The 14,691-nt window shown below is 35.8% G+C and carries 10 protein-coding genes, 17 tRNA genes and 1 rRNA gene; all 28 read left to right on the top strand.

Translation table 11 applies throughout. The annotated features are described in order from the left end of the window. Window positions 1-92, top strand: a 5S ribosomal RNA gene (gene rrf, locus ACFVQC_RS24495); the annotation flags it as partial. Between the two features lie 8 nt (window positions 93-100). Then, window positions 101-175, top strand: a tRNA-Asn gene (locus ACFVQC_RS24490). A 2-nt stretch (window positions 176-177) separates the two neighbouring features. Further along, window positions 178-269, top strand: a tRNA-Ser gene (locus ACFVQC_RS24485). Window positions 270-288: 19 nt separating this feature from the next. Then, a tRNA-Glu gene (locus ACFVQC_RS24480) sits at window positions 289-363 on the top strand. 5 nt (window positions 364-368) lie between these two features. Then, window positions 369-444 (top strand) — tRNA-Val (locus ACFVQC_RS24475). 24 nt (window positions 445-468) lie between these two features. Next, window positions 469-545 (top strand) — tRNA-Met (locus tag ACFVQC_RS24470). Between the two features lie 57 nt (window positions 546-602). After that, window positions 603-679: transfer RNA gene (locus ACFVQC_RS24465), tRNA-Met, on the top strand. A 3-nt stretch (window positions 680-682) separates the two neighbouring features. Next, window positions 683-758, top strand: a tRNA-Asp gene (locus tag ACFVQC_RS24460). A gap of 9 nt (window positions 759-767) precedes the next feature. Then, window positions 768-843 (top strand) — tRNA-Phe (locus tag ACFVQC_RS24455). A gap of 14 nt (window positions 844-857) precedes the next feature. Then, a tRNA-Thr gene (locus ACFVQC_RS24450) sits at window positions 858-933 on the top strand. 10 nt (window positions 934-943) lie between these two features. Continuing rightward, window positions 944-1,027: transfer RNA gene (locus tag ACFVQC_RS24445), tRNA-Tyr, on the top strand. A gap of 9 nt (window positions 1,028-1,036) precedes the next feature. Then, a tRNA-Trp gene (locus ACFVQC_RS24440) sits at window positions 1,037-1,110 on the top strand. A 19-nt stretch (window positions 1,111-1,129) separates the two neighbouring features. Then, window positions 1,130-1,205, top strand: a tRNA-His gene (locus ACFVQC_RS24435). A 64-nt stretch (window positions 1,206-1,269) separates the two neighbouring features. Beyond that, a tRNA-Gln gene (locus ACFVQC_RS24430) sits at window positions 1,270-1,344 on the top strand. Between the two features lie 5 nt (window positions 1,345-1,349). Continuing rightward, window positions 1,350-1,424, top strand: a tRNA-Gly gene (locus ACFVQC_RS24425). A gap of 14 nt (window positions 1,425-1,438) precedes the next feature. Next, window positions 1,439-1,509: transfer RNA gene (locus tag ACFVQC_RS24420), tRNA-Cys, on the top strand. A gap of 10 nt (window positions 1,510-1,519) precedes the next feature. Further along, a tRNA-Leu gene (locus ACFVQC_RS24415) sits at window positions 1,520-1,601 on the top strand. A gap of 264 nt (window positions 1,602-1,865) precedes the next feature. After that, window positions 1,866-2,585, top strand: a complete 720-nt coding sequence (locus ACFVQC_RS24410; protein ID WP_377895841.1) for a YebC/PmpR family DNA-binding transcriptional regulator — start codon at window positions 1,866-1,868, stop codon at window positions 2,583-2,585. A gap of 240 nt (window positions 2,586-2,825) precedes the next feature. Beyond that, window positions 2,826-3,287, top strand: a complete 462-nt coding sequence (locus tag ACFVQC_RS24405; protein ID WP_002063701.1) for an NUDIX hydrolase — start codon at window positions 2,826-2,828, stop codon at window positions 3,285-3,287. A 531-nt stretch (window positions 3,288-3,818) separates the two neighbouring features. After that, window positions 3,819-4,595 (top strand): transglycosylase domain-containing protein, encoded by a 777-nt coding sequence (locus ACFVQC_RS24400; protein WP_002204549.1) that lies wholly within the window; start codon window positions 3,819-3,821, stop codon window positions 4,593-4,595. Window positions 4,596-4,782: 187 nt separating this feature from the next. Next, entirely contained in the window at window positions 4,783-5,436 is a 654-nt protein-coding gene (locus ACFVQC_RS24395; protein ID WP_002204548.1) for a DsbA family protein, read from the top strand. A 114-nt stretch (window positions 5,437-5,550) separates the two neighbouring features. After that, window positions 5,551-5,624, top strand: a tRNA-Gly gene (locus ACFVQC_RS24390). A gap of 201 nt (window positions 5,625-5,825) precedes the next feature. Further along, the gene (gene queG / locus ACFVQC_RS24385) at window positions 5,826-6,968 is read left to right on the top strand and encodes a tRNA epoxyqueuosine(34) reductase QueG (protein ID WP_002204547.1); all 1,143 of its coding nucleotides are present in this window, start codon (window positions 5,826-5,828) and stop codon (window positions 6,966-6,968) included. A gap of 44 nt (window positions 6,969-7,012) precedes the next feature. Continuing rightward, window positions 7,013-7,900: an amidase domain-containing protein gene (locus ACFVQC_RS24380; protein WP_377899466.1), complete on the top strand. Its 888-nt coding sequence runs from the start codon at window positions 7,013-7,015 to the stop codon at window positions 7,898-7,900. A 58-nt stretch (window positions 7,901-7,958) separates the two neighbouring features. After that, window positions 7,959-8,447, top strand: a complete 489-nt coding sequence (gene trmL, locus ACFVQC_RS24375; protein WP_000538149.1) for a tRNA (uridine(34)/cytosine(34)/5-carboxymethylaminomethyluridine(34)-2'-O)-methyltransferase TrmL — start codon at window positions 7,959-7,961, stop codon at window positions 8,445-8,447. A 124-nt stretch (window positions 8,448-8,571) separates the two neighbouring features. Next, the gene (locus ACFVQC_RS24370; RefSeq protein ID WP_377895836.1) at window positions 8,572-10,641 is read left to right on the top strand and encodes a sensor domain-containing protein; all 2,070 of its coding nucleotides are present in this window, start codon (window positions 8,572-8,574) and stop codon (window positions 10,639-10,641) included. A 403-nt stretch (window positions 10,642-11,044) separates the two neighbouring features. Beyond that, window positions 11,045-12,940 (top strand): PrkA family serine protein kinase, encoded by a 1,896-nt coding sequence (locus ACFVQC_RS24365; protein ID WP_002159367.1) that lies wholly within the window; start codon window positions 11,045-11,047, stop codon window positions 12,938-12,940. A 450-nt stretch (window positions 12,941-13,390) separates the two neighbouring features. Next, entirely contained in the window at window positions 13,391-14,566 is a 1,176-nt protein-coding gene (gene yhbH / locus ACFVQC_RS24360) for a sporulation protein YhbH (protein ID WP_002113900.1), read from the top strand. The last annotated feature ends 125 nt before the right edge of the window (window positions 14,567-14,691 follow it).

Genomic DNA, 14,691 nt, shown 5'->3' with positions numbered 1-14,691 from the left:
ACACCCGTTCCCATACCGAACACGGAAGTTAAGCTCTCTAGCGCCGATGGTAGTTGGGACCTTGTCCCTGTGAGAGTAGGACGTTGCCAGGCAATATTATTCCGCAGTAGCTCAGCGGTAGAGCTATCGGCTGTTAACCGATCGGTCGTAGGTTCGATTCCTACCTGCGGAGCCATTGGAGAGCTGTCCGAGTTGGCCGAAGGAGCACGATTGGAAATCGTGTATACGTCACAAGCGTATCAAGGGTTCGAATCCCTTGCTCTCCGCCATAAGCATTTTATAATATTTGGCCCGTTGGTCAAGTGGTTAAGACACCGCCCTTTCACGGCGGTAACACGGGTTCGAATCCCGTACGGGTCACCACTTTTGGAGGATTAGCTCAGCTGGGAGAGCACCTGCCTTACAAGCAGGGGGTCGGCGGTTCGATCCCGTCATCCTCCACCATATAAATTATATGAATAATATTGTCGCGGGGTGGAGCAGTACGGTAGCTCGTCGGGCTCATAACCCGAAGGTCGCAGGTTCAAATCCTGTCCCCGCAACCAAACATTTTCGTAATGTGGTTGCTAACACTTATCATATAATTATATAAATAATATTATCGCGGGGTGGAGCAGTACGGTAGCTCGTCGGGCTCATAATCCGAAGGTCGCAGGTTCAAATCCTGTCCCCGCAACCAAATGGTCCCGTGGTGTAGTGGTTAACATGCCTGCCTGTCACGCAGGAGATCGCCGGTTCGACCCCGGTCGGGACCGCCATTTTAATAAGGCTCGGTAGCTCAGTCGGTAGAGCAGAGGACTGAAAATCCTCGTGTCGGCGGTTCGATTCCGTCCCGAGCCACCATTTTAATAAAATATGCCGGCTTAGCTCAATTGGTAGAGCAACTGACTTGTAATCAGTAGGTTGGGGGTTCAAGTCCTCTAGCCGGCACCATGTAAGTTTCGGAGGGGTAGCGAAGTGGCTAAACGCGGCGGACTGTAAATCCGCTCCTTTGGGTTCGGCAGTTCGAATCTGCCCCCCTCCACCATATTTACATAGGGGCATAGTTTAAAGGTAGAACTGAGGTCTCCAAAACCTCCAGTGTGGGTTCAATTCCTACTGCCCCTGCCAAATATATAAACACAACATGGCGGTTGTGGCGAAGTGGTTAACGCACCGGATTGTGGCTCCGGCATTCGTGGGTTCAATTCCCATCAGTCGCCCCATTTTTATTTTTTAAAATTACAAATAAATTAATGGATACTTACATATAATTAAGTAAAACTTCGGTGGGCTATAGCCAAGCGGTAAGGCAACGGACTTTGACTCCGTCATGCGCTGGTTCGAATCCAGCTAGCCCAGCCATTTTTGCGGAAGTAGTTCAGTGGTAGAATACAACCTTGCCAAGGTTGGGGTCGCGGGTTCGAATCCCGTCTTCCGCTCCATTTTAACTTCATATGGCGGCATAGCCAAGTGGTAAGGCAGAGGTCTGCAAAACCTTTACCACCGGTTCAAATCCGGTTGCCGCCTTTCTTATTATGCCGATGTGGCGGAATTGGCAGACGCGCACGACTCAAAATCGTGTTCCTTCGGGAGTGTCGGTTCGACCCCGACCATCGGTATCGGTGAATTAAAAAAGACCCTAACAGAAATGTTAGGGTCTTTTTTGTTAAATTATGCTATGTGATTCTAAAATTCGTAATAAACTTAGGAATTCATGTATAATATAACTTGTCGAAAGAACAAAATGATAGTGATTTATATTATGTCTGTAATATGAATCAAAAATGAACTTTTTATATTTCTTTTAAAAATGTGTTGAATACACATTATATTTCATATTAATATTTTTATGTAGATTTAAAACGGGAAAGAGAGTGGAAAGTATGGGCCGTAAATGGAACAATATTAAAGAAAAAAAAGCATCAAAAGATGCAAATACAAGCCGTATATACGCGAAATTTGGACGTGAAATTTATGTGGCAGCAAAACAAGGCGAGCCAGATCCAGAATCAAACCAAACGTTAAGAGTTGTATTAGAACGTGCAAAAACATATAACGTGCCAAGAACGATTATTGACCGTGCGATTGAAAAGGCAAAAGGCGGTTCAGAAGAAAACTATGACGAGCTTCGTTATGAAGGCTTTGGACCAAACGGATCTATGGTAATTGTAGATACACTGACAAATAACGTAAACCGTACTGCAGCAGATGTACGAGCTGCATTTAGCAAAAACAATGGTAACATGGGTGTGAACGGTTCTGTGGCTTACATGTTTGATGCGACAGCTGTTATCGGTCTTGAAGGTAAAACATCAGATGAAGTTCTTGAAATTTTAATGGAAGCAGATGTAGATGCACGTGACATTCTAGAAGAAGAAGATTCTGTTATCGTTTATGCTGAACCTGATCAGTTCCATTCAGTACAATCTGCACTTAAAGGTGCTGGTGTTGAAGAATTTACAGTTGCAGAATTAACAATGCTTGCACAAAGTGATGTAGAACTTCCTGAAGATGCTCAAGTACAATTTGAAAAAATGGTTGATGCATTAGAAGATTTAGAAGATGTACAGCAAGTTTACCACAACGTAGACTTAGGGGAATAATAAGGTGAAACTTTAATCAGTGGGGGGTGTTCATCCCCCGCTGATTATTACCCCTCACCAATCGGGCGTTTACTGCCCACAAATAGCGGGATATAAGACAGAAGACCCTTTCGTTTAACGAACTGGGTCTTTTTTTATTGAAATAGTTAAGGTGATAAAGTTTTAAAGGGGTTTTGTTGTAGTTATGGAATATGGTTATAGATAGTATTTTAAATAATCGTATTTCTAGGAGGTATTTCTGTGGAGCATAAAACACCAAAGCATATTGTTGCCGTAGCAGGTTACTTAACAAATGAAAAGAATGAGGTACTTTTAACGAAAGTGCACTGGCGAGCTGATACGTGGGAAATGCCTGGAGGACAGGTAGAAGAAGGGGAAGCGCTCGATCAAGCTGTTTGCAGAGAAATAATGGAGGAAACAGGATTAACTGTGAAGCCTATCGGAGTTACAGGGATTTATTATAATGCTTCTATGCATATTGTAGCTGTTGTTTTTAAAGTAGCATATGTTAGTGGTGAAATAAAAATTCAACCTGAAGAAATACAAGAGGCTAAATTTGTTGCTTTAAACGAAGAGAACATTGATGAGTATATAACGCGTCCTCATATGAAATCAAGGACACTTGATGCGATGAAAGCAATGCATTTCATTCCATACGAAACATGGGAAGTTCAGCCATATAATCTTATAGGAAGATTGTAAAGTTTTGGTTAGTTATTTGAGGACATCTCAAATTGCTAACCTTTTCTTTATGTATACTGTTTCAGAAAAAGGTCACAATAATAAAGTGTAGGCTAATAATTAGTGGAGGAAGCAGAGCTACTACCTAATTTTCTAGCTTTAGCCAAGTTTTGAGGGAGAAGTCTTACTGCCCACAAATAGCGAGATAATCTGAAAGCTATTATTGATTTATGGAACGCTTGTTCTGTATAATAGTGATATATCATATATAATTAGATTGCTAGATATTTAAAAGTACAAATGTATAAACTGATATAATAAAAGAATAAAGTGAAATTAAGGAGAGTCCTACTTCCTATAAATAGTATGATAAACAAATGTATATTCAATATTTCATATGAATAGTAGATAAAAAAGGACTGTGATACAATACATTTTTACACCTTACAATGTTGTAAGGTAGGTGTAAGAGAAATCGATGGGATATTCTTTTACAACAAGGTATTCTTAAATTAAGAGTTATATATGCTGTGTGGAAAAGAGGTGTTCGAGATGAAAGAACGAGTATTATCTAGAGTGAATTATCATCAAAAAGTTGCATTAAATCCATTAACTAAATTTCTTTATAAAGCCATTATATTATTATTATTGTTAAGTTTTGCATTATTATTCGTTGGAAATGTAATGATTGAGCGAAGTGATATTAGTAAATTACATGTATCCGCTAAGTTAGAGGTGCCAGAATCATTAACACACGCATTTATTGCGACGGAAGATAAAAGGTTTTATCATCATAACGGTTTAGACTATATAGCAATTATTCGAGCTTCTATTGAAAATATAAAAGCTGGTGGTGTTGTGCAAGGAGGAAGCACGATTACACAGCAGCTATCTAAAAATGCTTTTTTATCTAATGAACGTACATTTTCTCGTAAGTGGAAAGAAATTTTTTATACGAAAAAAATTGAACGTACATTCACAAAGGATGAGATTTTAAAATTATATGTGAGTAATATTTACTACGGAGAAGGAGCATGGGGAATTGAAAAAGCAGCAAACCTTTACTTCGGTAAAAAGGTGGATCAATTAACATTGGCAGAGAGTGCAATGATGGCTGCTGTAGTAAAAGCACCAGCTTATTACTCACCTGCACAAAATTATGATAAAGCAGTTGAAAGACGAAATGTAGTTTTAAGACTAATGGAGAAAGAAGGATATATAAATCATGATGAGTATGTGCAAGCAGTTAGTGAGAAATTAGTAATTCGTCATGATATAAAAACAGAGCAGTCCATGTTAAAAAATGCACGTGAAAAAGCAGTAAGTTAAAAGAAGCTCCTATATAAGGGCTTCTTTTTTTGAATAATTTGTGACAAAAGACGACACAATATTGTCACAAATATTGTATTTTTGTAATTTATGTGAGCGTGTTCATTGCGTGACCTATGTAAGTATTGATATTATGTGTATTGTGTACAATGATGTATACAGAATATGAAATTAAAGAGGAATGTATATGAAATCATCAAACAAACTCATGGTTCTTGGTATAGTTTTTTCTATCGCAGTATTGATTGTAATCGGGACAATTGTGTATAGCATCATAAATGACAAGAAAGATAAAGGGAATGAGATGTTTGCTTATTCTACGCAACAATCTTTAGGGAAAGATGATGCTCCAGTTAAGGTAGTTGAATTTGGAGACTTTAAATGTCCTGCTTGTCGTACTTGGGATGTAACGGTATTACCACGATTAAAAGAAGAGTATATTGATAAAGGTAAAGTGCAGTTATATTTTATTAACTTCCCGTTTATCGGAAAAGACTCTGATTTAGGTGCAGCTGCCGGTGAAGCAATTTATAAACAAGATCAAGATTCATTCTGGATTTTCTATGATGAGATTTATCAAAATCAAAAGAAAGATACGGAAGAATGGATTACAGAAGAATTACTTCTTAATATTGTGAAAGAAAAGCTTCCGAAAATTAATGTAGAACAGTTTAAAAAAGATTTACACAGTAAAGAAATGAAAGACAAAGTACGTAAAGATTCAGATCGTGCTCAAAAATTAAAAGTTCAAGGTGCTCCTTCAGTATATATAAATGGGAATCTTGCAAACCCTGATTTCGATAGTATGAAGAAGGCGATTGATAAAGAATTGAAAAAGTGATGAGGTATCTCATCACTTTTTCGACTTTTTTCGATAAATTTCTTGCTTCGATTTTTTTTACATGCTATACTACTTTACATAAGTTATTTCAATATCTTATATTTATTCATATTTGCGGGTGTAGTTTAGTGGTAAAACAAGAGCCTTCCAAGCTCTGGTCGAGAGTTCGATTCTCTTCACCCGCTCCAAATTTTATTTAATATTTTTCTGATAAATTGTGATCAACGCAGTGTTTCGTTTCTAAGATAAACGAAGCATTGCGTTTTTTTAATGTTTGAAAATCATAATTGTATGCGAAAATAGAAGTAAAGAATATTATTCCAAAAGTGAATTGCTAACCAATATAGTCGTTACATAAGGGATGGATTCATCGGAGGAGGCGATAAAGAATGGATTTTGAACAATTAAAGCAAGATTTAATTGCGTATAGTAAAACGATTGGTATAGATAAAATAGGTTTTGCCAGTGCTTCACCATTTGAGGAGTTAAAGCAGCGTCTAATCCAGCAACAACAATTGAATTATCAGTCTGGATTCGAAGAACCTGATATAGAGAAGAGAACGAATCCACAGTTATTGTTACCTGGTGCGAAATCAATTATTGCGATTGCTTTAGCGTACCCTTCAAAATTAAAAAATGCACCATTAAGTAAGCGTGGAGAACGTCGCGGGATTTTTTGTCGTGCTTCTTGGGGCCAAGATTATCACCTTGTTTTACGAGATCGTTTGCAAAAGTTAGAGGCGTATTTAATCGAAAAGCTTCCGGATATAGAAGTGAAATCAATGGTTGATACAGGGGAGCTAAGTGATCGAGCTGTTTCAGAGCGTGCCGGTATTGGATGGAGTGGTAAGAACTGCGCTATTATTACGCCGGAATTTGGTTCGTATGTATACTTAGGAGAAATGATTACGAATGTTCCATTCCCTCCTGATCGGCCAATAGAAGATCAATGTGGAAGTTGTACGAAATGTATTGATATTTGTCCTACAGGTGCTTTAGTACAAGGCGGTCAGTTGGACTCGAAGAAATGTATTGCATTTTTAACACAGACAAAAGGATTTCTGCCTGAAGAATATCGCGATAAAATAGGAAATCGTATATATGGATGTGATACGTGTCAGACTGTTTGTCCGAAAAATAAAGGAATGGATTTTCATAACCATCCTGAAATGGAGCCTGATCCTGAATTAGTTAAACCATTATTAACACCACTTTTAACAATTAGTAATCGTGATTTTAAGGGAAAATATGGGGTTATGTCTGGTTCATGGAGAGGTAAAAAGCCATTGCAACGAAATGCTATTTTAGCACTTGCACATTTTAAAGAAACAGCAGCAATTCCTGATTTAATCGGTGTTATGAAAGATGATCCAAGACCAGTACTTCGGGGAACAGCAGCATGGGCACTTGGGAAAATTGGTGGAGATGGAGTAGGAGAAGCCATTGAAAAAGCGATGGAACGTGAGAAAGATGAAGAGGTTCTTCATGAAATGAATCGTGGACTTGAATTGTTAGCACAGAAAAAAGAGTAGATAATATCTCCCTTTTTCATATTGTAATATGGGAGGGAGACGAAATGGTTGTAAAAGCGAATATTGAAAAGCAAGTGCAACAGTTTTTAGCATATATCACAGAGAAACGAACTGATGTGGATGGTATTGCAGTAGATTTGTTACAAATGGTACAGAGAAAGAAACAATTGTTTCAAAAGCGTAGTGCACATATAGTGAAAGCAACTGCAGATATTTCTTTCATTAGACAATTAAATAGTAATGAGCATCAAGAAATTGATTATCAAATACACTTGAAATATTTAATTAGGCATAAAGAATTATTTTATATCGAAGAGGAACAATTAAAACGACGAGTTTGTTTAAAAAATAGTCGTATAATAGATGATTATGCTCTTGAAGTGTCAGAAGAAATAGGAATAGGTGAAACGTTAGAACGGGAAGTCACGAAAGAAAAATACGGTTCATATCAATATAATCGTTTAGAGGCAGTGAAATATGCAGAGCGTTGGTGGGATGATCGCAATCCTGCATACCGTAATTTTCCTGATAATTGTACAAATTTCATTTCACAATGTCTGCATACTGGAGAAGTGCCAATGAATGGACATCCTAATATTCGTAAAGGGTGGTGGCAAAGGGGAAACCAGTGGAGTTGGAGCTGGGCTGTAGCACACTCTTTTTATTGGTATTTGTCAGGTGCTACAGCTGGTCTTCGAGCAGAAGCAGTAGAAAAGCCAGAAGACCTTATTCTTGGCGATGTAATTGCGTATGATTTTGAGGATGATGGTAGGTGGAATCATACGACAATTGTAGTAGCAAAAGACGCAGATGGTATGCCGCTTGTAAATGCACATTCAGCGAATAGCCGCAGGCGTTATTGGAACTATGAAGACTCTAGTAAATATACACCACAAATGAAATATAAATTCTTTCATATTATTAATGGGTAGAGATTTTTCGTTCAAGTGGTATAATACGTAGTAGACAAAAAATAGAGGTGAATATCGCGTGGGAGTACATGTTGTTTTATATCAACCAGAAATTCCAGCAAATACAGGGAATATTGCACGTACTTGTGCAGCAACTGGAACAGAGTTACATTTGATTAGACCGCTTGGATTTTCAACGGATGACAAAATGTTAAAGCGTGCAGGACTAGATTATTGGCAGCACGTAAAAGTTACGTATTATGATTCAATCGAAGAATTTTATGAGAAAAATAAAGATGGTGAATTCTTCTATTTAACAAAGTATGGCGAGAAAGCTCATACAGCATTTGATTATAGCAAACGTGAGAAGGATTACTATTTCGTATTTGGAAGAGAAACAAATGGATTACCAGCTAATGTAATTGAAGAAAACTTCGATCATTGTTTACGTATTCCAATGACGGATAAAGTACGTTCATTAAATTTATCTAATACAGCAGCAATTTTAATTTATGAAGCGTTCCGTCAACAAAATTATCCAGGATTAGATTTAGAAATCGTTTATTAAAAGTCGCCATTTGGCGACTTTTTTATTTTTTAAAAAAATATGTAATCATACATTTTAAAAAAGGTACATATTCATATAGAATGAGATATATGAATAAAAATAGATAAGACGGGTTGAGATAAATATGAAGGAACAATATAATAATCAAAATACCTTTTTAAGTATGATAGATATGGATTTAGTAAGACAGGGACTGTTACATGCTATTCAAGATTTAGTGTTTATTGTGAAAGTTATTGACGATGAAACTTTTAAATATATTTATGTGAATAAAATAGGAATGGATCACGCCAGGCTAGGGAAAGAATGTTATGGAAAAACTTTTGCAGAAGTATTACCAGAAGATACGGCAAGGTTATTGCAAGGACAATATGAAAAAGTAATGAGAGAAGCGAGAGCAAATACATTTTGTGATGTAATTAGTTTGCCAGCTGGCGATATACATTATGAATCTTCACTTAATCCAGTATGCGATGTAAATGGAACATGTCAGTTTATTATTTGTATTACTAGAGATATTACAGCACAGGTTAAGAAAAAAGCGGAAATAGAAGAAAAACAAATGTTATTTAAGTCATTACTAGAATATAATAATGATTCCATTGTATCTGTAGATTCTATTGGAAGAATTACATATGCAAATCCAGCAACTTATGAAATTTTTGGGTATCGATATGAAGAGTTAAAGGACCAATTTATTTTTCAGTTTATAAATAAAGAATATGAAAAAACTTTTCAAACTATATTTAAGAATGCTTTACAGGGAAAAGCAAGACAAATTGTTGCAAAGAAATATGTTCATAAAGAAGGGTATGAACTTTATATTTCTGTGAGGACTATCCCCATTATTGTGAATAGTGAAATCGTCGGAGTGTACATTGTTACGAGGGATGTTACGAGGCAAGTATTAAATGAGATGAAAACAGAGTATTTGGCTTACTTCGATCAGTTAACGGGGTTAATGAATAGAATATCATGTACAAATAAACTAAATGAATTTTTAGATGATAATAAAGAATTTGCATTGGTTTTTATAGATTTGGATGAATTTCACCTTATTAATGATACATTTGGTCATAAAGAAGGGGATCAAGTATTAAAAAAAGTTACTGAATGCCTACGAGAACTAAAAATAGAAGATATGCATTTATTTAGAGAACATGATGATCAATTTGTTATGTTAATAGAAAATATAACGAAAGAATGCGTAGAGGAAGTGGCACAAACAATATTAAAAAGAATTAGTGAGCATTTTGTAATAGAAGAAGAGGATGTTTATTTGAGTGCATCAATTGGGATTGTAATGGCTCCAAAAGATGGAATGGATGAAAAAATGCTTTTCCAAAGAGTCGACACAGCTTTGGAAAAAGCAAAGGAAAAAGGAAAAGGATATTATCATTTTTATTGTAGTGGATTAGATTGTGAACGTGAACAAAGGTTTATAATAGAGAATCAGTTACATCGTGCTATAGAGAAAAATGAATTTTCCCTATATTATCAACCTCAAATTAATATTGAAACGGGAAAGATAGCCAGTATGGAAGCATTAATAAGGTGGGAGAATAAGGAGCTAGGATTTGTCTCGCCAAATCAATTTATCCCACTTGCTGAAAGAACAGGATTTATTATTAAACTTGATGAATGGGTAGTACATCAAGTTTGTGAACAGATACGTGAATGGTTAAATAAAGGGTATGAAGTTGTACCAATTGCAGTTAATATTTCAGCTAGACATTTTCGTTCTATTACACTAATAGAGATGATTACACGTGCTTTAAATAAGTACAACGTCCCCCCTCATTTATTAGCAATAGAAGTTACAGAAGGGGCTCTTATACATAAAGATTTATCGAAAAGAGTGTTAATGCAGTTAAAAGAACAAAATTTAAAGATTCATTTAGATGACTTTGGAACGGGATATTCATCTTTAAGTTATTTAAAAACATATCCGATTGATACGTTAAAAATTGATCGTTCTTTTATGGAAGGTATATATAAAGATGAAAGAGATACGAATATTACGGCTGCAATTATTCATTTAGCACATACTCTAGGGTTAAATGTAATTGCAGAAGGAGTAGAAAAAGCGGAACAAATACAATTTTTAAAGGAAAAGAATGTGAAACTCGTACAAGGTTATTTTTATAATCGTCCTTTATCGATATACGATGTGGAAAATATTTATTTTAAATAGTGTATAAAAAACAAGAAAAAAAGTGATGTGCTTTTCAGCACATCACTTTTTATGTGTACCTGGTTTATCGTTATAACCAGATGTGAAAATAGCTGTAAGAAATGTGAGTGATACACATAAAATTAATAATAACTTCATCCTAATTTCCTCCTTACTTTTTCGGTTTACGAATCCTATTTGTGAATCGAAATGTATGTAAGGTTCCTAGAAGAAAAGAATTTATTTACAATGAATAGCAGCGTGAAAACTTTAACACCTTTATTATACAGAATTTTCTTTGAATTTTGGAGAGAATTTTATAGCGCTATTATATATTTCGTTTTGATTTAAAGAATGTTTAAGGACATCCTAGCATACCTTTTATAATAATCCGATTGAACAAGGAGATGGGGGAGGAGCTATAATGGATATTCTAAAGAAAATTGAACAATATCGGGAAGCAGAAGAACGTTTACAATGGGAAGGTACGTTTGCGGAGTATTTGGAGCTTGTGAAAGAAAGACCATGGGTGGCTCAAACAGCACACTCTCGCATTTACAATATGATAAAAGATGCTGGAATTGAAGAAGTTGATGGTAGAAGAAAATATAACTTCTTTAGTAATCAGCTATTTGGATTAGAGGATGCTTTAGAACGCCTTGTGGAAGAATATTTTCATCCATCTGCAAAACGATTAGATGTTAGAAAACGTATTTTGTTATTAATGGGGCCTGTTAGTGGGGGGAAATCAACATTAGTTACGATGTTGAAACGAGGATTAGAAACATATTCACGAACAGATCGTGGAGCGATTTTTGCATTAAAAGGCTGCCCAATGCATGAAGATCCACTTCATTTAATTCCGCAGCATTTACGGAATGATTTCTTTGATGAGTATGGAGTAAGAATTGAAGGGAATTTATCACCATTAAATGTTATGCGTCTAGAGCAAGAATACGGGTCAAGAATTGAAGATGTAGTTGTAGAGCGTATTTTCTTCTCTGAAGATCGCCGTACAGGAATTGGTACATTTAGTCCTTCTGATCCAAAATCACAAGATATTGCCGATTTAACAGGTAGTCTAGACTTTTCTACAATCGCAGAATACGGTTCGGAATCAGATCCTCGTGCATATCGATTTGATGGAGAATTAAATAAGGCGAACCGTGGAATGATGGAATTCCAAGAGATGCTAAAATGTGATGAGAAATTTTTATGGCATTTATTATCGCTTACACAAGAAGGGAATTTTAAAGCAGGAAGATTTGCGCTTATTTCAGCAGATGAATTAATTGTAGCGCATACAAATGAAACAGAGTATCGTTCCTTCATAGCAAATAAGAAAAATGAAGCATTGCATTCACGAATTATTGTAATGCCGGTTCCATATAATTTACGGGTTAGTGAAGAAGAACATATTTATGAAAAAATGATTCGTGAAAGTGATGTGTCTAATGTTCATATTGCACCGCATACACTTCGCGTTGCAGCAATGTTCACTATTTTAACTCGTTTAAAAGATCCGAAGCGTCCGGATATTGATTCAATTAAAAAGATGCGTTTATATGATGGAGAAACGGTAGAAGGGTATAATGCGATTGATGTAGAAGAATTGCAACGCGAATATCAAGATGAAGGTATGAAGGGGATTGATCCTCGTTATGTCATTAACCGAATTTCTTCTACAATTATTCGAAAAGAGGTACCATCTATTAATGCACTAGATGTACTGAGATCGTTAAAAGACGGATTGGATCAGCACCCGTCAATTAGTAGTGAAGACCGAGAGCGCTATATGAATTTCATCTCATTAGCGAGAAAAGAATACGATGAAATTGCTAAGAAAGAAGTACAAAAAGCGTTTGTTTATTCATACGAAGAATCAGCTAAGACACTTATGGATAATTACCTAGATAACGTCGAAGCGTACTGCAATAAATCAAAATTACGTGATCCGTTAACGGGTGAAGAAATGAGCCCAGATGAAAAACTTATGCGTTCGATTGAAGAGCAAATTGGAATTTCAGAAAATGCTAAAAAGGCATTCCGTGAAGAAATTTTAATTCGCATTTCTGCTTATGCACGTAAAGGGAAGCGCTTTGATTATAATTCACACGAACGTCTTCGTGAAGCGATTCAGAAAAAACTATTTGCTGATTTAAAAGATATAGTGAAAATTACAACATCAACGAAAACACCAGACGAAAATCAGCTTAAGAAAATCAATGATGTTGTTGCACGCTTAATTGATGAGCATGGCTATAATTCTTCATCTGCGAATGAATTGTTACGATATGTAGGTAGTTTGTTAAATCGATAGTTTGATAACAAAACGCTGTCTCTTGTTCTTGGGACGGCGTTTTGTTATCTATTGATACTTGTAAAAAGTGTCATAGCTTGTCCAAATATAATAAATTAAGATGCGATTTTATGAATTTATTGTCAATTATTTTTACAATATGCATATGATAGAGTAACCAACCATTCATACGAAAAAAGCCAACACAATACAATATGTTGCAAAGTGAAAATGTGTGCAACAATGCATTGTGTTTCTTTCTTATCAACGGCTGAATGTTTCTTTCTATTATGTGAGTGGCAAAATTTTGTTTAGGATGCTCGGAGTATTGTATGAAAAACGCTATATATGTTTATGGGATGATTTTCAATGGGCAGTTACCTTTCAAATATTCTAGCTTGGCATATTACAGAACAAAATTTATAGATTGCTGTTCATAGAGGAAGACAATTACAGTAAGGAGGGAAAGGAATGGGCGAAGAAAACCAACCAAATTATACGATTTCACAGGAAAACTGGTCCCTCCATCGCAAAGGATATGACGACCAACAACGCCATCAAGAAAAAGTACAAGAGGCAATTAAAAATAATTTACCAGATCTTGTAACGGAAGAAAATATTGTTATGTCTAATGGTAGGGATGTTGTGAAAATACCGATTCGTTCTTTAGATGAATATAAGATTAGATACAATTATGATAAAAATAAACATGTTGGGCAAGGGAACGGTGACAGCAAAGTTGGCGATGTCGTTGCGAGGGATGGATCAGGTGGTCAAAAGCAGAAAGGACCAGGAAAAGGGCAAGGGGCAGGAGATGCAGCTGGGGAAGATTATTATGAAGCAGAAGTCTCAATTTTAGAATTGGAGCAAGCGTTTTTCAAAGAATTAGAGTTGCCTAATTTAAAGAGAAAAGAACTGGATGAAAACCGGATTGAACACATTGAATTTAATGATATTAGAAAAACAGGATTATGGGGAAATATTGATAAGAAACGAACGATGATATCTGCATATAAACGAAATGCAATGCGTGGTAAAGCATCTTTCCATCCAATTCACCAAGAGGATTTAAAGTTCCGTACTTGGAATGAAGTGTTAAAGCCAGATTCAAAAGCTGTTGTATTAGCGATGATGGATACGAGTGGATCGATGGGGATATGGGAGAAGTATATGGCACGTAGCTTCTTTTTCTGGATGACAAGATTTTTACGCACAAAGTATGAAACCGTAGACATTGAGTTTATTGCCCATCATACGGAAGCGAAGGTCGTTACAGAAGAAGAATTTTTCTCAAAAGGAGAAAGTGGTGGAACGATCTGTTCTTCTGTGTACAAAAAAGCACTTGAGTTAATCGATAATAAATATTCACCAGATCGCTATAATATTTATCCATTCCACTTTTCAGATGGTGATAATTTAACTTCGGATAATGCGAGATGTGTAAAGCTTGTGGAAGAGTTGATGAAGAAGTGTAATATGTTTGGGTATGGGGAAGTGAACCAGTACAACCGCCACAGTACGCTTATGTCAGCATATAAAAATATTAAAGATGAGAACTTTAGGTACTATATTTTAAAACAAAAAGCAGATGTATTTCATGCGATGAAGAGCTTTTTTAAAGAAGAATCAGGAGAGAAAATGGCATAACCCCTTTTGAAGGGGTTTATTTTTTTGTAAACTTTTTATTTTTTTAGTTGACAATGATATTGAAAATCATTATCATTTATTCGAGAATGATTACATTTTGATTTATATATTTCGGAGGAGATGTA

Source organism: Bacillus sp. NPDC057893, assembly GCF_042796455.1.
Lineage (GTDB): Bacteria > Bacillota > Bacilli > Bacillales > Bacillaceae_G > Bacillus_A.
The sequence above is the reverse complement of the archived record's forward strand: the minus strand, read 5'-3'. Positions and strand labels throughout refer to the sequence as shown.

Excerpts from the sequence above, each read along its gene's own strand:
- ACFVQC_RS24410 (WP_377895841.1), top strand. The coding sequence starts at position 1,866 with ATGGGCCGTAAATGGAACAATATTAAAGAAAAAAAAGCATCAAAAGAT.
- ACFVQC_RS24400 (WP_002204549.1), top strand. The coding sequence starts at position 3,819 with ATGAAAGAACGAGTATTATCTAGAGTGAATTATCATCAAAAAGTTGCA.
- ACFVQC_RS24395 (WP_002204548.1), top strand. The coding sequence starts at position 4,783 with ATGAAATCATCAAACAAACTCATGGTTCTTGGTATAGTTTTTTCTATC.
- queG (WP_002204547.1), top strand. The coding sequence starts at position 5,826 with ATGGATTTTGAACAATTAAAGCAAGATTTAATTGCGTATAGTAAAACG.
- ACFVQC_RS24380 (WP_377899466.1), top strand. The coding sequence starts at position 7,013 with ATGGTTGTAAAAGCGAATATTGAAAAGCAAGTGCAACAGTTTTTAGCA.
- ACFVQC_RS24370 (WP_377895836.1), top strand. The coding sequence starts at position 8,572 with ATGAAGGAACAATATAATAATCAAAATACCTTTTTAAGTATGATAGAT.
- ACFVQC_RS24365 (WP_002159367.1), top strand. The coding sequence starts at position 11,045 with ATGGATATTCTAAAGAAAATTGAACAATATCGGGAAGCAGAAGAACGT.
- yhbH (WP_002113900.1), top strand. The coding sequence starts at position 13,391 with ATGGGCGAAGAAAACCAACCAAATTATACGATTTCACAGGAAAACTGG.